Origin of the sequence: Arthrobacter sp. NPDC093139 (assembly GCF_044754165.1) — a bacterium.
Classification (GTDB): domain Bacteria; phylum Actinomycetota; class Actinomycetes; order Actinomycetales; family Micrococcaceae; genus Arthrobacter.
The window spans coordinates 413,899-433,680 of the sequence record NZ_JBIVOO010000001.1 but is presented as its reverse complement, the minus strand read 5'-3'; the positions used below and the strand labels follow the sequence as shown (position 1 = coordinate 433,680).

The window sequence follows — 19,782 nt, the reverse complement described above, 5'->3', positions numbered from 1 at the left end:
CCCAGCGTATCAGGTACGCTGAGTATCGATAACCTAGCCCGGATCAAAGGAGACACCCCATGTCCGTTGATGGACAGTCAGTAACTGGACCAGAAGGCGCCATCAGCCCACAGCCTGCGCCTTCACTGCCGGGACCCGGGAAGGCACATACGCCTCGCCGCGCTGTGGTGGTCGGCGGCAACCGGATTCCCTTTGCCCGCACCGGAGGGGCCTACACAAGGTCCTCCAACCAGGACATGCTCACCGCTGCCCTTGACGGGCTGATCGCGCGCTTCGGGCTGCAGGACGAGCGGATCGGCGAAGTTGCCGCGGGAGCCGTGCTCAAGCATTCGCGCGACTTCAATCTGACGCGCGAGGCCGTCCTCGGTTCCGCGCTCTCTGCAGAAACGCCTGCCTATGACCTGCAGCAGGCATGTGCCACAGGGCTCGAGACAGTGCTGGGCCTGGCGAACAAGATCAAGCTGGGGCAGATCGAGTCGGCGATTGCCGGCGGCGTCGACTCGGCGTCCGATGCCCCAATCGCCGTGAGCGAGGGCCTCCGGGAAGTGCTGCTGGATCTCAGCCGTGCGAAGACCCTGCCGCAGCGCCTGCAGATCCTTGCGCGCCTGCGGCCCAAGGACCTTGCCCCCGACGCGCCGAACACCGGCGAGCCCCGGACCGGTCTGTCCATGGGGGAGCACCAGGCCCTGACGACGGCACAGTGGAAAATCTCCCGGGAGGCACAGGACGAACTGGCCTACAACAGCCACCGCAATCTTGCGGCAGCCTACGACGCCGGATTCTTCGATGACCTCCTCACCCCCTACCGGGGACTGAGCCGGGACTCGAATCTTCGGCCCGACACCACACTTGAGAAGCTTGCCTCCCTGAAGCCCGTCTTCGGCCGGAGCCTCGGAGCGGAGGCAACCATGACGGCCGGCAACTCCACGCCGCTGACCGACGGCGCTTCCACCGTCCTCCTTGCCTCCGAGGAGTGGGCGGACCAGCACGATCTTCCCAAGCTTGCCGCCGTCCTGGACGGCGAAGCCGCCGCCGTGGACTTTGTACACGGGAAGGACGGCCTGCTCATGGCTCCTGCCTTCGCCGTACCCCGCCTGCTGGCGCGCCATGGCCTGACCCTTGACGACATCGACTACTTCGAGATCCACGAGGCCTTTGCCGGAACCGTCCTGAGCACGCTGGCAGCCTGGGAGGACGAGGACTTCGGACGCACCCGGCTCGGACTGGATGGAGCCTTCGGCAAGGTAGACCGATCCAGGCTCAATGTCCACGGATCGTCGCTTGCGGCAGGCCATCCGTTCGCTGCTACGGGTGGACGAATCGTTGCCTCACTCGCCAAACTGCTGCACGAGAAGGGCACCGTTAACGGGCGTCCCGCGCTCGGACTCATCTCCGTCTGCGCCGCCGGCGGCCAGGGCGTCGTGGCACTCCTGGAAGCACAGTAGGGGATCCTCATGACAGACACTTACACGCGGCTGGTCAGTAAGGGCGTCGGCCGGGACGTCGCGAAGAAACTCGGCCTTCCGCAGCCTGCCGTGTTACGGCGCTACGAACCCGGCCAGCCCCTCATCGACGGCCCGCTCCTCGTCGAGGGATCGAGCCCGGAGGCAGACGAGCTCGCCGCCGAGCTTCTCACTTGGGACCTGGACGTACGCCGGCACGCAGTCCCCAAGGAAAGGCTCGGCGGGATCGTGCTGGTCCTGGATGACGTCGGCACACCGGACGATCTCGAAAAGCCGGTCCTGACGGCCGCATCTTCCTTGCGTGACCTGGCACCGAATGGACGGGTGGTCACCGTTTCGCGCACTTCCGACGGCGGCACTCCGGCCCTTGCCGCTGCCAGGCAGGGGGTTGACGGGCTGCTCCGCTCACTGGCAAAGGAACTGCGGGCCGGTGCCACCGGCAACGGCATCCTCCTGGCCGAAGGCGTCACCACCACTGCGCCGGCGGCACTCGGGGCACTCCGCTTCTTCCTCTCCGGCCGGTCCGCCTATGTGGACGGCCAGTTCGTGCGCATCAGTTCGCCGTCGGGAGAACTCCCCGCCGACGTCGACAGGCCGCTTGCCGGCAAGGTCGCCGTCGTCACCGGGGCCGCGCGCGGCATCGGAGCCGCGATAGCGCGAACGCTGCACAGGGACGGCGCCACCGTGGTGGCGGTGGATATACCGGCCGCGGGAGACCACCTCGCCGGCGTGGCAAACGAAATCAAGGGTACGGCGCTGCAGCTTGACGTCAGCCGGGAGGATGCGGGTCAGCGGATCATTGACCACGCCGTCGGCCGACACGGTCGGCTGGATATCGTGGTCCACAACGCCGGCATCACGCGGGACAAGCTGCTCGTGAACATGGACCATGGCCGTTGGAGCTCTGTGCTGGCGGTGAACATCAACGCGCAGCTTCGAATCAACGAAGCCCTGCTGGCATCCGAACATTTCCATGCCGCTCCGCGGATCGTCGCCGTGGCCTCGACGACCGGAATAGCCGGCAACCGGGGTCAAACGAACTACGCCGCCTCCAAAGGCGGCGTGATCGGGATGGTGCGTGCCACGGCTCCTCTGTTGGCGGGCTACGGCGGCTCGATCAACGCGGTGGCTCCGGGATTCATCGAAACCGAGATGACCGCACGCATGCCTTTTGCCACGCGGGAGATCGCCCGGCGGCTCAATTCGCTGCAGCAGGGCGGACGCCCGCAGGATGTGGCCGAAGCGGTTGCGTTCCTCGCCAGCGACGCCGCCGGAGGCATTTCCGGTGAAGTGCTGCGGGTATGCGGACAGCAACTGGTGGGTGCATGAATCCCGGCCAGCCCGTCGTCCTGGGCGAGATGCCGTCCCTCTCCAAGCTGTACGTGAACGCGGCCGCAGGGGCTGCCCGGCGTCGGCTCCTGGGCTCCCATACGGGTGCCGACCTGCCCGCGGCTGGCCATGCAGTGCGGGGCGTGCGGGCCGACGTCGGGAACCTCACCGCGTTTCAGCATCTGGTTGGCGAAACGGCGAGCGACGTGCTGCCCGCAGGGTTCCTGCACGCCATGGCGTTCCCCGTCGCCCTGAGCGTCATGAACCGGGAAGACTTTCCCCTGCCGCTGCTGGGTATGATTCACCTTCGCAACGTCGTTGAGCAGGTCCGCCCGGTCCGGTTCACTGAGGCGCTGGACATCAATGCCCGGGCCGAAGCGCTTCGGGCGCACCGGGCCGGAACGCAAGTGGACATTGTTGCCGAGGTCCACACCTCCGGGGACGACATCGCCTCGTGGAGGGGCGTTTCCACGTATCTGGCCAAGGGCGTCTACCTTCCGGGAATCGACAAAGCGTCGGCCGATACGCGGACGGAGCAGTTCACGGCTCCGGACCCCACAGCTGTTTGGCAACTGGGGGTTGATGCGGGGCGGGCCTACGCCGCGGTGTCGGGGGATTTCAACCCCATTCACCTCAGTGTGCTGTCCGCGAAGGCGCTGGGCCTGCGGCGGTCCATTGCCCACGGCATGTACCTGGCGTCGCGTGCATTGGCGGATGTCGGCGCGGTCAAAGGCGATTCCTTTCGGTGGGACGTTGCCTTTGACGCCCCGGTGTTCCTCCCGGCTCGGGTGGCCCTCGATATTTCCACGGTTCACGGGGAGGGAGCCGCCTGGGTTCGCTCGGACTACGTCGCCTGGAATGCGCGCTCCGGACGAAAGCACTTCAGCGGCTCCGTGGCGTCGCTGTAGCGCCGGCCGCGGCGCCGCCAACGGCAGGCCGCCTAGCGGCCCTCTGCTTCAACCGCACGCAGTATGCGGTGCAGGCTCAACAGAATGGATTCAGCGGCGCCGGGGGCATCGGCGTCGGCGTCCTCCGAGACGATCCGGGCCCTCAGGGAGTCAAGCGCAGCATGTGCAGCCGTGCTCAGCTCGGCCTGCCGGTCAGTGTCTTCCGCCTCGGCGGAGAGCACTTCTCCGACGGCGGCGAGCGCCTTGGCGAGCGGCTCACTGTACGGAAGCGGGATGGTGAACGGCATGTCCTTGTTCCAAATGACCGCCGCGAGCACCTCGGTGATGTCCTGGATGTAGAACGTGACGCGTTCCAGGTCGCGGAGGTTGCGGTAGTCCAGGTCCATGTCACGGGGGTGGAAGCGGCGGCGGGGGTTGGCTTCCCTGCTTGCGTCAGCCTTCTGGACGGCCTCCCGGACGGACCTGGCCGACCGTGCCAGCTCGTCTGACCGCATCGACCAGTCCTCATGCTCCGGCGGCCACTTCTCGTGGACAGCCGCTCCCATGTCTTCCAGCTGGCGGGCCAGGGCAAGCCGCAACTCGGTGAGGCTGAGAGCTGCCGCGTTGAAATGAAGCGGCGGGAAAACGAGCAGGTTCACGAGGACGCCGACGGCAACGCCGACACCCATCTGGAACAGGTAACCGAACGAGAAATCGTCGGGATTGTTTCCGCCTACCAACAGGACCAGCAGCGCTGCCGTGGGAATCCAGTCCCGGCCGGCTCCCAGGCGGGGGAGGCCCGCCAGCAGCACTCCAAGGGCCATGACGATCCCAATTGACAGCGGGGTGGCACCGAAACTGAAGAGAAGGAAGGCCAGCCCGATTCCTGCGGCAAGGCCCACGAGTGTCTGGACGCCCTGGCGCATCGAACCGGCAACATTTTCGTACATGGCCACCAAGGCGCCCAGCGGGGCGTAGTACGGGTACTGGGCCGCAGCTCCCGGCATGTGGGGAGCGATGAGAAAGGCCAGGCCGGCAGCCAAGCCGGCCTTGGCCGCCAACTGCAACCGGGGTAACGCAAGGACCCGCCTTGCGTTCGCGGCCGTCACCCGCCCGATCCGTCGTGTCCAATGGGCGTTTGCTGAGGTCTCCTTCTTCAGGGTGCTCACCGGGCCAACATTAGAATGGCGGGCGGACACTGACAAATGGATATCAGCCTGCCCCGTGTCCCGGGGCCACTTCTTCCCCTGCCCGGACCGGTCCCGGGGGAGTTCCTTCACCGAAAGGGCGTCCGCCCAGTGCTCCACGGCCGTGCGGGGTGAGCCAGCCTGAGAGATCGGGTCCGCCGGGGACAATGCCCGTTGGATTGATGTCCTCATGCACGATGTAGTAGTGCTGTTTGATCTGCACGAAGTCAACGGTGTCCCCGAACCCGGGGGTCTGGAACAGGTCCCGCGCATACGCCCACAAGTTTGGCATCTCGCTGAGCTTGTTCCGGTTGCACTTGAAATGCCCGTGGTAGACCGCATCGAACCTCACGAGGGTCGTGAAGAGCCGGACATCGGCTTCGGTGACTGCATCACCCACCAGATACCGCCGGTCCGCCAGCCGTTCCTCCAGCCAGTCGAGGGCCGTCCAGAGGCGGGCGTAGGCGGCGTCGTAGGCTTCCTGGGAGCCGGCGAAACCGCACCGGTAGACGCCGTTGTTGACTTCGGTAAAGACGCGCTTGTTCACGCGGTCGATTTCTTCGCGAAGGTGTTCCGGATAAAGCTGCGGGGCACCGGGGCGGTGGAATGCGGTCCACTCGGTAGAGAAGTCCAGGGTTATCTGGGGGAAGTTGTTGGTCACCACTGCGCCGCTGGCGACGTCGACGATGGCAGGGACGGTAATGCCGCGCGGGTAGCCCGGGAACCGCCGGAAGTACGCTTCCTGCAGGCGTTCGATGCCGAGGACCGGATCCTTCCCGCCCGGGTCAAGGTCGAAGGTCCAGGACCGGGCATCGTGGGTGGGTCCTGGCTGGCCCAGCGAGATAGCGTCCTCCAGGCCGAGCAGGCGGCGGACGATGACCGTCCGATTGGCCCATGGGCAGGCCCGGGCAGCAATCAGCCGGTAGCGGCCCGGTTCCACCGGCCAGCCCGGCTCACCGTTGGGCCCCGCGTCACCGTTTCGGGTGATCCGGTCCTCGATGTAGGTCGAGTCCCGGTTGAACTCTCCGCCTTTGACGTAGGCGCCCCTGGTGCTGTGTTCATTGACGGTGGTGGAGTTCTGGTTCATGGACCCAGACTATGTGCCCGCCGCAAAGACGCGCGACATGGGTTGCCAGGCGACGAGCCAGGATGCCGCCACGGCCAGGGAGAAAAGGACGATCCAGACTGCTGAGGGAACGGCCGTGGCCCGGTACAGGATGTAGGCGTCCGAGGTCCGCAACTGATCCCGGCGGCGGAGGTGCACATTCGTGAGCTTGGCCAGGTCCCGGACGGAGGCCACGAGCAGTGCCAGCCCCAGGACGATGGCCACGTGCCCGGTAAACACTGCGGGCACCCCCACGATGAGTGCTCCCGTGGCGGCAACTGCCGCGAGCAGGATGAGCACCCCGGCCGCGTTGCGGATAAAGATTAGCGATGCCAGGAGAACAAGGAGACCGGCGGACATGGCAGCGGGGCCCCAGCCATTGAACCCGGCCCATACCAGTCCGGCTCCCGTGATGCCCGGGACGGGATACCCCCAGAATCCGGACCACACTGCGGCCAGGCGGCCGCGCGTATAGGAGGTGGTGGTGCCGGAATGGTTGAGCCTCAGCCTGATGCCGCCCAGCCGCTGACCGCTGGTCAGTGCCGCGAAAGCATGTCCCAGCTCATGCGTTACCGTGGCGAACAGGCCGAAGTACCGCCAGGTGGCGGCAGGGACAGAAAGCACGACGGCGGCCAGGACCACGGCGAGCAGTTCAGTAACGGTCACCACGGGAACCTCTGCCCGTGCAAAGCCCGCGGCAACACGGTCCCACCATTGTTCGGGCAGGGTCGGAACAGTTGCGGCGAAAGTAACCATAGGATTCAAGGCTACCGCCGGAAGCCTGGCGTTCACCGGAGCCTTTAGGGTGCACGATTGAATCAACACCGCCCCTACACAACCGGAACTGATGGATAAGGAAGTCAAGACCATGCTGAAGGAACGCCTGCATGCAGATGTGGTCGCGCACATGAAGGACGGCAACAAGGTGGCGCTCACCACCGTGCGCAACGTTCTGGGCGAGATTGAAACCCGCGAAAAGTCCGGCAAGACGCCGGTGGAACTGGATGACGCCCAAATCACAGCGCTGCTGCAGAAGGAGGCGGCGAAGCGCCACGAGACCGCCCGGATCTATACGGAAGCCGGGGAGAACAGCCGCGCTGCGGCGGAAATTGCCGAAGCCGACGTCATCGAGGCCTACCTGCCCAGGCCACTCACTGCCGCAGAAGTGGAAGCAATCGTGGACGAAGAGATACAGGCACTCAAAGCCGGCGGCGCGGAGCTGTCGATGAGGCAGATGGGCGCTGTGATGAAACCTGTAACGGCCAGGGTCGCCGGGCGTTTCGACGGCAAGGCGGTCAGCGAGATCGTTCGTTCCCGCCTGGCCTAAGGCGGGCCATGCTGAGACTCGACGCGCCTGCCGAATGGGAGGAGGATTTAAGTACACCCACACTAAGGAGGTCGGTGATGTGCTATTCATCGTGCGAGGGGTGGAACTACAGGAAAGATCGCGCCCGGAAATCCGATGATCGCCGGGAGACGAGGCCCGATGCGGCCCCGGAGCCCCAGGTGCAGGCGGAGGAATCCAGGATGTGGGCCTACCTCGCCCAGTTGGAGAAGAACGCCGCTGATCAGCCTGACCGGATCAGCGAAAAAGTCTAGGCAGTGACGTTGAAAGGCCCCGCACGTGCGGGGCCTTTCGACGTCGGGCTATTCGAGGATTCTCTTCTTGACGAATGCCAGATACTCCCCGGCTGCTTCATCAAATCCGAAATCCTGCCAGTACGCCTTCAGGGCCGACTTGGCCTGTTCGTACTTCGGTGTGCCTTCGGCGGGGGAGTTACCGCTGTTTGCCGGGACGGCGTGCGCTACCACCAAGTCCACGGAGCGGCCGACTGTTTCAAGGATGGCGTGCAGGATGGTGTAGCCCATACGGTCACCGCGGTACTCAGGCAGGATCTCAAGGGTGGAGACAACCATCAGGTCGCCGCCGTCCTGCAGGTACTCAGTAACCAGGTCTGGACGCTCCTTTGTCAGCATTTCAGCGATGTGCGCCATCTCGGGGTCCGCGCCATCCGTGGTGACGAAGAGATTGATCATGCCGGCCTTTGGGACAACCTGGACGACGGCCTCGCCCACCTGGATCTCTTCTTCCCCCTCCCTGCCGGGTTCAGCGAGCGGCCTGGCAGCACTCACGGTGACTTCCCAGCGCATTGGATAATCCCGGGGAACATGCTCCATGCCTGGAAAGCCGCGATAGCGGAGCCTGTACTCAAAGGTCAATGATTCCGGATCAATCACGGTCCTGACACTCCTTGGGTCGGCAGCGGCTTCGCTTACACGGGCAGTCTATGCGGGGAACGGGTCTTCAGGAACGGACGCCGGGACGTGTTACCGAGACGTGCTGCCCTCATCAGACAGTGCGCGGGCTGTCTGGATGACGGCTGTTGCCAAAGTGACTTGGGAGGTCCACAGTGAATTACGTCACATTCAGGCCGGGAGGCCGGCCGGGGCTCCGTGAGGGGCTGTAGCTACTGTGGAGGTCATTATGAGCACGACTTCTGACGAACTGTACGACGTAGCTCCCGAGAGCGACCAGCCTGCGCTCAAGCGGGTCCTCGGACCAAAGCTCCTGCTCCTGTTCATTGTCGGGGATATCCTCGGCGCCGGCGTCTATGCGGTCACCGGAACCATGGCCGGTCAGGTCGGTGGCATCGTCTGGTTGCCATTCCTGCTCGCTTTCGTCGTCGCGACTCTGACCGCATTCTCCTATCTTGAGCTGGTCACCCAGTACCCGCAGGCGGCGGGCGCGGCGCTCTACACGCACAAGGCGTTCGGGATCCACTTCGTCACATTCCTCGTAGCGTTCGCCGTCGTGTGCTCCGGTATCACCAGCGCCTCGACCTCAGCGAACGTCCTTGCTCAGAACTTCTTCGGGGGTCTGGAGATCAACGGCTGGATGGGCCTGCCCGGCAGGGAGACCATTACCGCGGTGGCCATGGGCTTTATGCTGCTGCTCGCGGCGATCAACCTGCGCGGCGTGGGGGAGAGCGTGAAGTTCAACGTGGTGCTCACCCTTGTGGAGATGATCGCGCTGTGCATCGTGATCGGCGTCGGCTTCTTCGTGCTGACGCAGGGGACCGGGAATGCAGGCGAAATCTTCGTATTCAACGACTACCAGGACAAGGGATTGTTCCTGGCCGTCACGGCGGCCACCTCCATTGCGTTCTTTGCCATGGTGGGCTTCGAGGACTCCGTGAACATGGTCGAGGAGACCAGGGAGCCAGAGAAGATCTTTCCGCGGACCATGCTCACCGGCCTCGGCATAGCGGTGCTCCTCTATATGCTGGTGGCCGTTTCCGTAGTCAGCGTGCTCTCGCCCACCGAGCTTGAGAACATCCGCGAGGCCGAGGGCGCCGCGCTCCTCGAGGTGGTGCACAAGGGCTCACCGGACTTCCCGATCGACCGGATCTTCCCGTTCCTGGCAGTGTTCGCCGTCGCCAATACCGCGCTAATCAATATGCTCATGGCCAGCCGCCTGATCTACGGCATGGCCAACGCGCGCGTCCTGCCGCGGCCGCTGGGAAAGGTGCTGCCGGTCCGCCGGACCCCGTGGGCGGGCATCCTGTTCTCCACTGTCCTCGCGCTGGGGCTGATCTGGTACGTCAGCAGCGATCCCCGGAGCAATATTGTCGCGAACCTTTCGGGCACTACGGCCTTCCTCCTGCTGTGCGTGTTCACCGTGGTCAACGTGGCCTGCCTGGTGCTCCGCCGCAAGAGGGACCCCGACCGGAAGGTCTGGTTCACCTCGCCGGGGCAGCTGCCGCTGGTTGCGGCCCTGCTGTGTGCCTTCCTCGCCGGACCGTGGGTGGGCCGGAACCCCATCCAGTACCAGGTGGCCGCAGGGCTGATGGTGATCGGAGTCGTACTGTGGTTCATCACCTGGCTGATCACCAGGAAGACCAACACGGGGCCAGACGAACCCGCCGATACGCGCCGAAGCGGCCATCCGTGATGTCGTGATGTTTGGCTCCGGATTAGGAACGGGAGCGGGCAGGCTCTGAGGCGCGGTCGATCTTTACATCGAAGTCCAGGAGTGAGTCATGGGCGGCCAGCCGGTGAATCAGGTAGGCGCGGAGCTGGGCGTTGGTGGCCGTGTGCGCGCCGGGAAGGGCTTCGCCGTTGAGGAGGGCGTAGGAGTCGCCGATGTGGAACACCGAAAGGAAGCAGTCCTCAAGCGCATCCGTCTGAAGGTTCAGAACCGTGTCGCGGAAGTTGCCTTGCGCGCCCTTTCTGGGCATAGTCGTCACCGAAAATGTCACTGTGTTTGCCATGGGGCTGATGAATCCTTTAAATGCCTCGGGTGCGGGGATCGCTTTCCCGGCCATTCGATAGGCTAACTGTTGCTGCCGGCGAAGATAACCCTTACCGAGCAGTAAGTTGTGAAACGCTCCAAGGTTAAGGCTGCTTGGCGGGCCAGGATGCCCAGCCGCCAGGAATCTCCCGGAGCCGCGCCTTTCCGCTGCGCAGCAGGCCGGCGGGGACAGGTCCGGGGTCACCCTGCCCGCTTTCAGATGCGGACCCGTCGGGTGCCGTCAGCGCGTAACCGAGCCACCGCCGTCGCCATCCCACAGGGTAGCGTTCACTGTATCCGCCGCCGGCGACCCCGAGCACCAGCAGTTCCAGCCGGGCCGCTGCAGATTCGGCCGTTTCATCGCATGCCTCGCAACTGCAGGGCGGGAATACGAAATCGTGCAGGACGCCGGCGTGGACGATCACGGCAGGATGATCAATCAACACGAAGGTCAAGGGTGCCGCCCCGGACCTTCGAGGCGTCACGCGCACTGAGTGCAGGATGCCGTCGGGCTGCCTCAGCAGGTCGGCGGCGGTGGCGGGACTCGCGTCCGCATCTGCGTCGTAGGCAGCCGTGAGATGGTCGATGAGGGCGCGGGCGACGATATGCAGGCCATCGAAGCGTTCGGGATGGCTGATCACGCTGTAAGAATCGGGGCGGGGTTCATGACCAGAAGTCAGCCGCTTTGGCAGTATCCTCCAGGAACTCGTGCACCTCCATGACTTTCCCATCCGACAGCTTGAACACCAGCGCCGCCCTTTGGTCCAAGGGGGTGCCGTTCCGCTCAGCGTGGTTGCTTTGGAATCCAACCGTGTGGTTGTCCCCTCCAATGACGTCGTCGACGGTCACTTTGATCGTCCCATTCGATCGCGAGGCCAGTTCGCCGAAGTAGGCCAGTATCGCGTCCCGGCCTTGCTTGTCTCCGGATAATCCGCCGCTGCCTCCGACATGCCAGACAGCATCCTCCGTGAAGAGTGTCCGGAGTGTATCCATATCGCCTGCGCTGAACGCGTCATAGCCGCGCCGCACCACCGCGGCGTCTTCCTGTGCTCCCATTTGAGGGACCTCTCCGTCGTCATTGTCGGGTTCCAGCGAGGAAAGGTTAAGCCCGGACGGCGGGGTTGTCGATAGGCGTTTGGGACGCATGGGGCATTGTCCCCATTGCACCGGGTCCCGGGTCTAAAGCACGATGGGCCGGGAACATCTCCAGGGGGGAAGAATGGCTTTATATGGGGCTGACGTCCAGCAACTCAAGGAGCTCTCGAAGCTCTTGGCTTCGGGGTCGGCGCGGCTGTCTGGAAAGGCCCGGGAACTGGACTCGCTCATCGGCCAAAGCCAGTACTGGCAGGGCCAGGACGCCAAAAAGTTCACGGTCGAGTGGCACGGACGACTACGTCCGCTGATGGTAAAGGCTTCCCAAGACATTGAAGAGGCCGCCAAGAAAGCCCTGCAGAATGCCGAGGAGCAGTCTTCGGCGTCCATGGGTGGGGCAGCTGCTACGACAACGGGACTCGGGATACAGACTGCCGGCGCCAGGGACGCCGACCGATGGCAGCCGGACAGACCCACTCCGGAAGAAATTCTGAAGCAGTACCAGGTGAGCGACGCTGAGACCACGGAATGGCCCTCTGACTGGGACCCTCTTCGCTTGGTCGTCGACCAGAAGACGGTCACCGAGAAGGAAGCCGAACTGCTCAATGGGCTGGGCCCATTGGAATTGGATGCCTTCAAGGACATCCATGACGACGCTTTTGAGCAGGCAGATGCCCGCTTCGAAAGCGTCGACCGGAATGATGACCAGAACGATGCTTTCCGGCACGCTTACTGGAACGCTCTCATGGTCAAGGAGTACGGTGCCGAGTGGGCCGAGGATTACGCCACCGCCCATGAACAGCTCCCGGGCAATCCGGGCCCCCGCGAGGCAATGGACCTGTACAACAACGAGGTGGGCAGAAACATCGCGACAGACAATCCGAATGCGAGCGCAGAGGAACTGGCCGACCTGATCGAGAAGGCGGTTAGGAATGGAGACACCGTAGTGGTTGGCCCGGACCTGCTCCCGCAACCCTCCAACGAGGTCCCTCCGGAGAAGACGGGGGATGCCGGTGATGCTCCACCGGTCAACGGTCAGGACCCGGAGTTCAACGACGAGTGCAGGACCACATCATGACGCTTCCCTTGCAGCGGCCGAATGTCCGGCTGCGGCTGCTGACCCTGCTTTGCCTTGTCCTTGCCTGCGCTTTGGCAGGATGTTCAATTGGAGGAAACACCATGCCCGAAGCAAACGACACGCTGGACGGCCGGGTTCTGGATGCAGCCGCAAACGGTGCGGAACTCCGGCTCGCCGATGCCACCGATTTCGATTGGGACCAGGCAGGATTCGTCACCGAGGGGACGCCGGCATCGGACATCGAGGCAGCCTTCGGCGACCCTGTCAGCAAGGAGAAGCGGTACACGGCGTCACCTGCGCTGTTCATCTTCCTGAAGGACGGCAAAGTGACGAAGGCCGTCCGCATCACACCCGACGCGTTCTTTGGCGCTCAGTCACTTAGAAAGTACGGACGTGACGTAGTACTCGCGCCGGCCGAAGGCAGCAAGGGTTTCCTGAATTGGCGCGAATGAAGCACATCGGAAGGCTTAGCTTGCAATTGCGTGTGGCACACCCTTGCCGGGTCCGGAAGCATTCCCCATGGCGCCGGACCCGGCTACCGGCCCGAATAATCTAGGCCCGACCGCCCTCGTGGAGGGTCAGTCTCGACGTCTTGGACATCCTTACGAGCACTGCCGCGGCGTCGGGAAGCCTCCGAACCGCCAGCCTGTCCTCCAACTGCCGGCAGTAGTGCTCCATCCGCACAGCACCTGCCATGGCGGACGTGACTTTCAGGCTCACCACCGCTTCTCTTGACGCTTCCACATCGCTGCTGGTGAGCCCGCCTATGACCCTGGACACCCGGGTCGGCAGCAGGTCAAGGTACTCGGTGAAGAATCTTTGTGCTGCCGTGTCCCCGGCGTCGTCAGCGAGGACCAGCAGCGGCTCGGGGTCCAGGACCGGCAGGGACTCATCCATGACCGGGGTCATATCCCTCCGGCGTGCGGGGGACGGTTCTGCCGTATCTACCCGTTCCATTCGAAGCACCGTCCCTTAATAGTTTCAACCGCAGTGCTGCTGCACGACTCTCTCTACATAATCTTCCCGATGAACATCAAGAAATTGTGCCGAGAGCCGCAGGATCCACATAGGATCGTCCCACTTATAACTGAGGCTCCAACGTTGATGCTGCGCCGGGCATTCGGTGACGCGTCCAGCAAGCGCGCCGGGACCCAGATGCTGGCGCCGCCGGTCTCCGCCTGGGTTTAGGATGCGTGCATGAGGAACTGGGGCGCTAAGCATCCCGTCCTTTTGGCCGCCCTGGTCCTGGCCTATATCCGGTACCCAAACTCGCGGCCAGGTTCGCTTAGCGGAATCTGGAACATGGGCGTCGCCACCCTTGCACCAGGAAAAAATCGAGTTTCAGCCTGCGTCCCCAAGACAATCGTGCCGTTATATGAAGGCGTAAACCGGGAAAATGGACGGTGGGAGCAACCCACTCCCGGGAGTAACTGGTGCTGCCCCTGACTGGGCCGTCAGAGGGTGGGTGTCGTTCGGCGGCACGCCGTCCGCCTGGAAAGCAGTTGCGGGCTTGTCTCCCAACAGATTGCTAGTGATCGTGTCTGACTGCAATGGCATGACTGTTCCCCCCTGGCCTCCAGCCGAAACTCATCCGGCCTTCGTAAGTGAATACTACTTCCTGCTACTTTCCGTTCACCGCCCGGACAAACGCCGCCACCAGAACGGCCAGTTCTGTTGTTACGTCTGCCATGTCGGCAATGTTCCCGCGCGTCAGCTGGTCCTGCAGATGCCGGCAGTACGCGCTCAGGCGCAGCGCCCCTACCATTGCCGACGTGACCCTCAGGCTGAGGATCGCGTCCATCGCCTCATCCACATCGCCATTGGCGAGTTCTTCGAGGATCCGCTCCTGGCGCCGTGGAAGTAGCCCTAAGTAGTCATGGAGGAACCTCTGCGTGGTTATTTCGCCGGCCTGGTGCGCGAGCTCCATCAGCTGCACCGGGTCATAAACGGGAACGGACCGGTCGAACACGAGCCCCACCATCCTTGGTGTGCGGACCCGAAGGAGCTGAGCGCCGGGGACGCTGCAGGTGTCATTTCAGTTTTCCGCCTCTAGTCCTGGCGGCCGCGTCGCTGCTGCACGGCCTGAGTCCAGTGTTCCTCCCGTGGATCAAGAGCCGATCGGCCTTTCCTAAAGGTTGGATCAAGAAATCGGAAGATCCGGGAGCGGCCAAGTCGTGATCCAACCAGGGTTGGGGACCGCTTAGGGTCCCCAGACAGAAACAGAACTATGCCTGCACGGGACTTGGGTGCGCCGCCGGCCGCGGCAGAAACTTCACGCCGGATGTAAGAATCAGGGCCTTTCCGGAAACTTAGAGGGCCTCTTCGCCGGCGGATTCGAGGATCACGCCCTCGCCGGGGGCGGCTGGCAAGAACTATGAGATCACCGTCGGCTACTGGATGAAGACGGACAAGTACCCGTCCATCATTGCCAGGAACAACGCCACCGGTGAGTTGTTGAACTACGGCAACCCGTCCGGCACGGGTCTTTCACCGAGGGTAAAGATCGGCGGGGGTGGAACGGGTACCTGTTCAACCTGCTGGACTGGGATAAGGATGGCAACAAGGACGTCGTGGTTAGAGACTCCGCAGGCCAGCTGAAGCTGTACCGCACCAACGGCGCCGGCGCATTCATCGCCGAAAAACGCACAACCATCGGGGCGGCCTGGAATGGCATGACCTCCATCCGGACGATGACTGGCCATGACGGCTTCCTGCCGGTCGAGACTGTCGGCCTGCTGGCGCGCGACAGCGTAGGCGCCCTCCATTACTACGAAGCCAATAGAAGCGCCTGGGCCGCACGGAAGACCTTCGGCAAGGGCTGGGGGCTTTACACAATCGCGGGAAACTAGACAGCGCTAAAGCCGCCGTGGCTCGGCTGGTAGCCGGACCGGAGCCACGGTCCGGTTACCAGCGTGATCCGCACGCTAGAACCCCTGTGGCCGCACGTCCTCGTCATGACCGCCGCGGTACTGATGTGGCTCCCGCAGTCCAATCAGTACACGAGGACGCCGTCGCCGAGGTCGGTCAAGGCGTTAGTGCGGAACACCCACACCCGTTATGCAGGCCTCCGGAGGCATAAAATTGCGGTATGCGCCCTGAGGAAGCGATCGCACTGGTATTCGCGATGGCTTTCCTCTGGGTCGGCACGATTTTGGTGCTGATTTCTGGGCTTGACCGCCCCGAAAGGCGGGCGCGGCGCCAGGAACGGAAAGCGGACCGGGCCGCTCACCAGCGGTTGCACCAAGTAACACGAGCGCAGCGGCTGGCACACCGTCGAAGCCCCTCCCGCCGCGGCCGGAGCCGAATCCCATAGAACTGCCTGTGGTCCTTCAGTACCCTTCCGGACATAAAATTGCTATATGGACGGCCAGGAAGCGATTGCTCTGGTGTTTGTGCTTCTTGTCATCTGGGTCGTTACGATCCTGATGTTGCTGTCTCGCGTCGACCGTGATGAGAAGCGGGAACGCCGCCAGGAGCGGAGAGCCAGTCGACAGGCCGGGCATCACGCGCACTAAGCAATCCGACCCAACACGGCATACCCCTCGGTGCTGCCCGCGTCGGGACCCCTTGGCGTGAGCTGGGCGTACTGGAAAACCTTGACCTGGACTTCGAGCTCGAGGACCAGGCCTACTCGGCAATGTCCTCCGCCCACAGGTCCGGGTTTTTATCCTGGAAGTCGCGCATCATTGTCCACATGGCACACGGGGCGAGGGTGGTGTGGAGCGTGATGTCCGGGTAGCTCTTCTGCCGGCCGGCTGCGCGAAGTGCGGACATTTCGCCGTGCGCGATCGGAGCGCCGTTTTGGACTCATCCGCTGTGTTCGCTCGCGATGACCATTCGTCACGGGCCAGCGCTGCTCCGATGGATGCCGCCTTCGCTGAGGCTCTTTGGGGCGGCTTGGTAGGCGGCTTCGAAGGCGGGGTCGGGCTCGCGTAGTTGGAAACGGGGCTCGCATAGTTGGAGACAGAAAAAAACCCTGGAATCCGTGGATTCCAGGGTCTTCCCTTGTGCGCGGAGGGGGACTTGAACCCCCACCCCCTTTCGAGGACTAGCACCTCAAGCTAGCGCGTCTGCCATTCCGCCACCCGCGCAGGTGGTATTTCGGAGGTTCCGATCCGCCTTTCAGCGGTTCGCTTCTCTCCGAAGCAGCGAGAAAAACTCTAACACGACTTTCGCTGAAAGATGGAATCGGGCGGAATGGGTAGGCTGAACCTACGTGTTCCGGCGGCCTAGACCCCGGGAATAAGCGCTTAATGCCATCCGACAAGCACTAAGGAGTGATCAATGTCTCAGATCCGGCCCGAGGATGAAGTCGTCAGCATCTGCCAGGAGCTCATCCGCATCGACACGTCCAACTACGGGGACGGATCCGGGCCGGGGGAACGAGCGGCGGCCGAGTACACGGCTGCACTGATCTCGGAGGTGGGGCTGGACGTTGAAATCTTCGAATCCGAGCCCGGACGGGCGAACGTGGTCACACGCCTGGCAGGGGAGGACCCGTCAGCAAGCGCTCTTGTGGTGCACGGGCACCTGGACGTCGTGCCCGCCCTGCGGGACCAATGGACAGTGGACCCCTTCGGCGGCGAAATGATAGACGGGCTGATCTGGGGCCGGGGGGCCGTGGACATGAAGGACATGGACGCCATGATCCTGTCGGTTATGCGGGACTTCGCGCGTACGGGCCGCAAGCCAAAACGCGACCTGATCTTCGCCTTCTTCGCGGACGAGGAGGCCGGTGGCACCTACGGGGCCCGCCACGCCGTCGACAAGCGCCCCGAACTCTTCGACGGCGCAACGGAGGCGATATCCGAGGTGGGCGGCTTCTCCGCCACCATCGGCGGTCAGCGCACCTATCTCCTGCAGACGGCGGAAAAGGGACTCTCGTGGCTTCGGCTGGTGGCTCACGGCCGCGCCGGACACGGTTCGCAGATCAACACAGACAACGCCGTGACGCGGCTGGCCAGCGCCGTATCGCGGATAGGCGAATACCAGTGGCCCGTGGAACTGACGCCGACCACCCGGCAGTTCCTCGACGGCGTGACGGAACTGACCGGAGTCGAATTCGATCCCGATGATCCGGACAAGCTCCTCAAGGAGTTGGGAACCGTTGCCCGGTTTGTTGGGGCGACCCTGCAGAACACCACGAACCCCACCCTGCTCAGGGGCGGGTACAAGCACAATGTCATCCCCGAGTCCGCTGAGGCGCTGGTCGACTGCCGCACGCTTCCCGGCCAGGAGGAACAGGTACTGGAGATCGTCCGCGAACTTGCGGGAACCGGCGTCGAGGTTAGCTACGTGCACAACGACGTCTCACTGGAGGTTCCCTTCGCTGGCAACCTCGTGGACTCGATGATCGATGCCCTGCACTCCGAAGACCCGGGCGCCAAGGTCCTGCCGTACACGTTGTCCGGGGGCACCGACAACAAGTCCCTCAGCCGGCTCGGCATCACCGGCTATGGATTTGCGCCGCTGCTGCTGCCCGACGAGCTCGATTTCACGGGCATGTTCCACGGCGTGGACGAACGCGTTCCCGTGGACTCGCTGAAGTTCGGCGCCCGGGTGCTCAACAGGCTGCTAACCACCTACTGAGGACCAGATATGGACCCGCAACAGCTGCTGCCCGACTCCCTCCTGGAACGCATACGGGGAAGGGCGGCCGGTTACGACGAGAGGAACGAGTTCTTCGACGAAGACCTCGAGGAACTCATCGCAGCGGGATACCTGAAAGCGTTCGTCCCGGCTTCCGACGGCGGTCAGGGGCTGGGCCTCGAAGGCGTCGCCGACTGCCAGCGGCGGCTGGCGACGGCGGCTCCCGCCACCGCGCTGGCGGTGAACATGCACCTGGTCTGGACCGGAGTGGCCCGCGTCCTGGCGGACCGCGGGGACACCGCGCTGCATTTTGTGCTGCAGGAAGCGGCCCGCGGGGAAATCTTTGCCTTCGGGAACTCCGAAGCCGGAAACGACGCCGTCCTCTTTGACTCCCTCACGAACGCCAAGGCCCTGCCCGATGGCAGCTACGAGTTCACGGGCGCCAAGATCTTCACGAGCCTCTCGCCGGCCTGGACCCGGCTGGGCATCTTCGGCAAGGACCCTGCGGCGCGCGACGGTGACGGAGAACTCGTGCACGGTTTCATCGAACGCGCGACTCCCGGCTACGAAATTCTCGACGACTGGAACACGCTCGGGATGCGCGCCAGCCAGTCCAACACCACCGTGCTGCGTGGCGTCACCGTGCCGGCCGACCGGATATTCCGCAAGCTGCCGGTGGGGCCCAACGCGGATCCGCTGATCTTCGCCATCTTCGCCTGCTTCGAAACACTCCTGGCGGCCGTATACACAGGCATCGGCGAGCGGGCCCTCGTCCTCGGCGTCGAGGCGGCCACGCGCCGGACATCCTACAAAAACCGCGGCCGTAGCTACGCCCAGGACCCTGACATCCGCTGGAAGGTCGCAGAAGCGGCGATGGCCATGGACGCCCTCTACCCCCACCTGGCGCAAGTGGCCAGGGACGTGGACGTGCTGGCCGACCACGGCAGCCAGTGGTTCCCCAAACTCGTGGGGCTCAAGGTGCACGCCACGGAAACGGCCCGAACCGTGGTGGACCTGGCCATTCGCGTCTCCGGCGGCTCAAGCTACTTCCGGGGAACAGAACTGGAGCGGCTCTACCGCGATGTCCTCGCGGGCATGTTCCACCCATCCGACGACGAGTCCGCACACAACACGGTGGCCAACGCCTGGCTCGGCCCGCTCGAGACGTAGGCGCTCGAGACGTAACCTCCCGGTCGGTCCTCCGGACGTAAGAGTCCTAGACCGTCCTCTGGACCTGCGTGACGCGCCGCCGCAGCCAGAAGCGGCGGCCCCCGCCAACATAGAGCCGGCTGCGCTCCAGCTCCCACTTGCCGTACTCGGAGTGTTCCACGAGGAGGCGGCGGGCTTCGGGCAGGGAATCGTCAGGACCGACCGTCAGCACGAGGTACTCGTACTGCCTCACATAGTCCCGTTCCCGGAGGACCGAGCCGGTCAGAAAATGTTCCTTCATTGCTCTCCATTTTCGTCCTTTTCCCGCTAACGTGAAGTCATGAGCATCGATCCGCGTGTCGCGCTTCAGTCCCTGACCTCCGCCCTGGAAGAACATCTGGTTGCAGCCTCGACACGACGGGGCGATGGCGACCCCGCGGTGGAAGCGGCATTCTTCGCCGTTGCTGATGCTTTCGAAGTCTACGAGGACGCGCTGTACGAGGCGTACAACGAAGTCACGCCACTCCAGGTTTTTGACGACGAGGAGGGTGACGAAGACGAAGACCGCGAGGTGGACGACGACGAGGACCTGGAGATCGTCGACGAGTGACA

Annotated in this window: 24 protein-coding genes and 1 tRNA gene; 13 read left to right on the top strand and 12 right to left on the bottom strand. The window is 63.9% G+C overall.

The genetic code is table 11. From position 1 onward, the window contains the following. Positions 1–59 precede the first annotated feature (59 nt). From ACIP90_RS02190 to ACIP90_RS02180, 3 genes are read left to right on the top strand one after another with little or no spacing between them, the layout of a single operon-like run. Positions 60–1,445, top strand: coding sequence for an acetyl-CoA C-acetyltransferase (locus ACIP90_RS02190; RefSeq protein ID WP_400576386.1), 1,386 nt, complete (start codon positions 60–62; stop codon positions 1,443–1,445). Between the two features lie 9 nt (positions 1,446–1,454). Continuing rightward, complete coding sequence (locus tag ACIP90_RS02185; RefSeq protein WP_400576384.1) at positions 1,455–2,792, top strand: 3-oxoacyl-ACP reductase; 1,338 nt, start codon at positions 1,455–1,457, stop codon at positions 2,790–2,792. Continuing rightward, positions 2,789–3,700: a MaoC family dehydratase gene (locus tag ACIP90_RS02180; RefSeq protein ID WP_400576382.1), complete on the top strand. Its 912-nt coding sequence runs from the start codon at positions 2,789–2,791 to the stop codon at positions 3,698–3,700. The genes ACIP90_RS02185 and ACIP90_RS02180 overlap by 4 nt, the downstream gene beginning before the upstream one ends. Positions 3,701–3,732: 32 nt before the next feature. Here the strand turns inward: ACIP90_RS02180 and ACIP90_RS02175 are convergent, their stop codons facing one another. From ACIP90_RS02175 to ACIP90_RS02165, 3 genes are all read right to left on the bottom strand, one after another. Then, positions 3,733–4,788, bottom strand: coding sequence for an aromatic acid exporter family protein (locus ACIP90_RS02175; protein WP_400576775.1), 1,056 nt, complete (start codon positions 4,786–4,788; stop codon positions 3,733–3,735). Positions 4,789–4,891: 103 nt separating this feature from the next. After that, positions 4,892–5,953: a glutathione S-transferase family protein gene (locus ACIP90_RS02170; RefSeq protein WP_400576380.1), complete on the bottom strand. Its 1,062-nt coding sequence runs from the start codon at positions 5,951–5,953 to the stop codon at positions 4,892–4,894. 9 nt (positions 5,954–5,962) lie between these two features. After that, a complete protein-coding gene (locus tag ACIP90_RS02165; RefSeq protein ID WP_400576378.1) occupies positions 5,963–6,727 on the bottom strand; it encodes a M50 family metallopeptidase in 765 nt (254 codons plus the stop codon). 91 nt (positions 6,728–6,818) lie between these two features. Between ACIP90_RS02165 and ACIP90_RS02160 the strand changes: the two genes are divergently transcribed. Together ACIP90_RS02160 and ACIP90_RS02155 are read left to right on the top strand one after the other, a co-directional pair. After that, the gene (locus tag ACIP90_RS02160; protein ID WP_400576375.1) at positions 6,819–7,298 is read left to right on the top strand and encodes a GatB/YqeY domain-containing protein; all 480 of its coding nucleotides are present in this window, start codon (positions 6,819–6,821) and stop codon (positions 7,296–7,298) included. Between the two features lie 8 nt (positions 7,299–7,306). Then, the gene (locus ACIP90_RS02155) at positions 7,307–7,570 is read left to right on the top strand and encodes a hypothetical protein (protein WP_400576373.1); all 264 of its coding nucleotides are present in this window, start codon (positions 7,307–7,309) and stop codon (positions 7,568–7,570) included. Positions 7,571–7,618: 48 nt separating this feature from the next. On the opposite strand, the gene ACIP90_RS02150 is transcribed toward ACIP90_RS02155, so the two are convergent. Next, entirely contained in the window at positions 7,619–8,209 is a 591-nt protein-coding gene (locus ACIP90_RS02150) for a hypothetical protein (RefSeq protein ID WP_400576370.1), read from the bottom strand. Positions 8,210–8,456: 247 nt separating this feature from the next. On the opposite strand from ACIP90_RS02150, the gene ACIP90_RS02145 reads away from it, so the two are divergent. Continuing rightward, positions 8,457–9,923, top strand: coding sequence for an APC family permease (locus ACIP90_RS02145; RefSeq protein ID WP_400576368.1), 1,467 nt, complete (start codon positions 8,457–8,459; stop codon positions 9,921–9,923). Between the two features lie 22 nt (positions 9,924–9,945). On the opposite strand, the gene ACIP90_RS02140 is transcribed toward ACIP90_RS02145, so the two are convergent. The 3 genes from ACIP90_RS02140 to ACIP90_RS02130 form a co-directional block, all read right to left on the bottom strand. Next, positions 9,946–10,242 (bottom strand): hypothetical protein, encoded by a 297-nt coding sequence (locus ACIP90_RS02140; protein WP_400576365.1) that lies wholly within the window; start codon positions 10,240–10,242, stop codon positions 9,946–9,948. A gap of 124 nt (positions 10,243–10,366) precedes the next feature. After that, on the bottom strand, positions 10,367–10,903 hold the full coding sequence (locus tag ACIP90_RS02135) for a DUF6226 family protein (RefSeq protein WP_400576362.1): 537 nt from the start codon (positions 10,901–10,903) through the stop codon (positions 10,367–10,369). 22 nt (positions 10,904–10,925) lie between these two features. After that, complete coding sequence (locus tag ACIP90_RS02130) at positions 10,926–11,318, bottom strand: nuclear transport factor 2 family protein (protein WP_400576360.1); 393 nt, start codon at positions 11,316–11,318, stop codon at positions 10,926–10,928. A 163-nt stretch (positions 11,319–11,481) separates the two neighbouring features. Here ACIP90_RS02130 and ACIP90_RS02125 point away from each other — a divergent pair, with 163 nt between their 5' ends. Together ACIP90_RS02125 and ACIP90_RS02120 are read left to right on the top strand one after the other, a co-directional pair. Further along, positions 11,482–12,432, top strand: a complete 951-nt coding sequence (locus ACIP90_RS02125) for a DUF6973 domain-containing protein (RefSeq protein ID WP_400576357.1) — start codon at positions 11,482–11,484, stop codon at positions 12,430–12,432. A 101-nt stretch (positions 12,433–12,533) separates the two neighbouring features. Continuing rightward, positions 12,534–12,884, top strand: coding sequence for a hypothetical protein (locus ACIP90_RS02120; RefSeq protein ID WP_400576354.1), 351 nt, complete (start codon positions 12,534–12,536; stop codon positions 12,882–12,884). 100 nt (positions 12,885–12,984) lie between these two features. Here ACIP90_RS02120 and ACIP90_RS02115 read toward each other — a convergent pair whose 3' ends face one another. After that, complete coding sequence (locus ACIP90_RS02115; RefSeq protein ID WP_400576351.1) at positions 12,985–13,389, bottom strand: Hpt domain-containing protein; 405 nt, start codon at positions 13,387–13,389, stop codon at positions 12,985–12,987. Positions 13,390–14,053: 664 nt separating this feature from the next. Beyond that, positions 14,054–14,401, bottom strand: coding sequence for an Hpt domain-containing protein (locus ACIP90_RS02110; protein WP_400576348.1), 348 nt, complete (start codon positions 14,399–14,401; stop codon positions 14,054–14,056). Between the two features lie 556 nt (positions 14,402–14,957). On the opposite strand from ACIP90_RS02110, the gene ACIP90_RS02105 reads away from it, so the two are divergent. Both ACIP90_RS02105 and ACIP90_RS02100 read left to right on the top strand, forming a co-directional pair. Next, complete coding sequence (locus ACIP90_RS02105) at positions 14,958–15,281, top strand: FG-GAP repeat domain-containing protein (protein WP_400576773.1); 324 nt, start codon at positions 14,958–14,960, stop codon at positions 15,279–15,281. Positions 15,282–15,791: 510 nt separating this feature from the next. After that, the gene (locus ACIP90_RS02100; protein ID WP_400576345.1) at positions 15,792–15,947 is read left to right on the top strand and encodes a hypothetical protein; all 156 of its coding nucleotides are present in this window, start codon (positions 15,792–15,794) and stop codon (positions 15,945–15,947) included. 112 nt (positions 15,948–16,059) lie between these two features. Here the strand turns inward: ACIP90_RS02100 and ACIP90_RS02095 are convergent, their stop codons facing one another. Together ACIP90_RS02095 and ACIP90_RS02090 are read right to left on the bottom strand one after the other, a co-directional pair. After that, positions 16,060–16,206: a hypothetical protein gene (locus tag ACIP90_RS02095; protein ID WP_400576342.1), complete on the bottom strand. Its 147-nt coding sequence runs from the start codon at positions 16,204–16,206 to the stop codon at positions 16,060–16,062. Positions 16,207–16,440: 234 nt separating this feature from the next. Further along, positions 16,441–16,523 (bottom strand) — tRNA-Leu (locus ACIP90_RS02090). Positions 16,524–16,716: 193 nt separating this feature from the next. Here ACIP90_RS02090 and ACIP90_RS02085 point away from each other — a divergent pair. Further along, entirely contained in the window at positions 16,717–18,021 is a 1,305-nt protein-coding gene (locus tag ACIP90_RS02085; RefSeq protein ID WP_400576339.1) for a M20/M25/M40 family metallo-hydrolase, read from the top strand. Positions 18,022–18,030: 9 nt separating this feature from the next. After that, positions 18,031–19,191 (top strand): acyl-CoA dehydrogenase family protein, encoded by a 1,161-nt coding sequence (locus ACIP90_RS02080; RefSeq protein WP_400576336.1) that lies wholly within the window; start codon positions 18,031–18,033, stop codon positions 19,189–19,191. 46 nt (positions 19,192–19,237) lie between these two features. On the opposite strand, the gene ACIP90_RS02075 is transcribed toward ACIP90_RS02080, so the two are convergent. Then, positions 19,238–19,471, bottom strand: a complete 234-nt coding sequence (locus ACIP90_RS02075; protein WP_400576333.1) for a DUF5703 family protein — start codon at positions 19,469–19,471, stop codon at positions 19,238–19,240. Between the two features lie 39 nt (positions 19,472–19,510). Here ACIP90_RS02075 and ACIP90_RS02070 point away from each other — a divergent pair, with 39 nt between their 5' ends. Beyond that, positions 19,511–19,780 carry a hypothetical protein gene (locus tag ACIP90_RS02070; RefSeq protein ID WP_400576331.1) on the top strand — a complete coding sequence of 90 codons (270 nt, stop codon included), beginning with the start codon at positions 19,511–19,513 and terminating at the stop codon, positions 19,778–19,780. Positions 19,781–19,782: the final 2 nt, after the last annotated feature.

Coding starts and splice junctions, on each gene's coding strand:
- ACIP90_RS02190 (WP_400576386.1), top strand. CDS start 60: ATGTCCGTTGATGGACAGTCAGTAACTGGACCAGAAGGCGCCATCAGC.
- ACIP90_RS02185 (WP_400576384.1), top strand. CDS start 1,455: ATGACAGACACTTACACGCGGCTGGTCAGTAAGGGCGTCGGCCGGGAC.
- ACIP90_RS02180 (WP_400576382.1), top strand. CDS start 2,789: ATGAATCCCGGCCAGCCCGTCGTCCTGGGCGAGATGCCGTCCCTCTCC.
- ACIP90_RS02170 (WP_400576380.1), bottom strand. CDS start 5,953: ATGAACCAGAACTCCACCACCGTCAATGAACACAGCACCAGGGGCGCC.
- ACIP90_RS02165 (WP_400576378.1), bottom strand. CDS start 6,727: ATGGTTACTTTCGCCGCAACTGTTCCGACCCTGCCCGAACAATGGTGG.
- ACIP90_RS02160 (WP_400576375.1), top strand. CDS start 6,819: ATGGATAAGGAAGTCAAGACCATGCTGAAGGAACGCCTGCATGCAGAT.
- ACIP90_RS02155 (WP_400576373.1), top strand. CDS start 7,307: ATGCTGAGACTCGACGCGCCTGCCGAATGGGAGGAGGATTTAAGTACA.
- ACIP90_RS02145 (WP_400576368.1), top strand. CDS start 8,457: ATGAGCACGACTTCTGACGAACTGTACGACGTAGCTCCCGAGAGCGAC.
- ACIP90_RS02140 (WP_400576365.1), bottom strand. CDS start 10,242: ATGGCAAACACAGTGACATTTTCGGTGACGACTATGCCCAGAAAGGGC.
- ACIP90_RS02130 (WP_400576360.1), bottom strand. CDS start 11,318: ATGGGAGCACAGGAAGACGCCGCGGTGGTGCGGCGCGGCTATGACGCG.
- ACIP90_RS02125 (WP_400576357.1), top strand. CDS start 11,482: ATGGCTTTATATGGGGCTGACGTCCAGCAACTCAAGGAGCTCTCGAAG.
- ACIP90_RS02120 (WP_400576354.1), top strand. CDS start 12,534: ATGCCCGAAGCAAACGACACGCTGGACGGCCGGGTTCTGGATGCAGCC.
- ACIP90_RS02115 (WP_400576351.1), bottom strand. CDS start 13,389: ATGGAACGGGTAGATACGGCAGAACCGTCCCCCGCACGCCGGAGGGAT.
- ACIP90_RS02100 (WP_400576345.1), top strand. CDS start 15,792: ATGGACGGCCAGGAAGCGATTGCTCTGGTGTTTGTGCTTCTTGTCATC.
- ACIP90_RS02095 (WP_400576342.1), bottom strand. CDS start 16,206: ATGTCCGCACTTCGCGCAGCCGGCCGGCAGAAGAGCTACCCGGACATC.
- ACIP90_RS02085 (WP_400576339.1), top strand. CDS start 16,717: ATGTCTCAGATCCGGCCCGAGGATGAAGTCGTCAGCATCTGCCAGGAG.
- ACIP90_RS02080 (WP_400576336.1), top strand. CDS start 18,031: ATGGACCCGCAACAGCTGCTGCCCGACTCCCTCCTGGAACGCATACGG.
- ACIP90_RS02075 (WP_400576333.1), bottom strand. CDS start 19,471: ATGAAGGAACATTTTCTGACCGGCTCGGTCCTCCGGGAACGGGACTAT.
- ACIP90_RS02070 (WP_400576331.1), top strand. CDS start 19,511: ATGAGCATCGATCCGCGTGTCGCGCTTCAGTCCCTGACCTCCGCCCTG.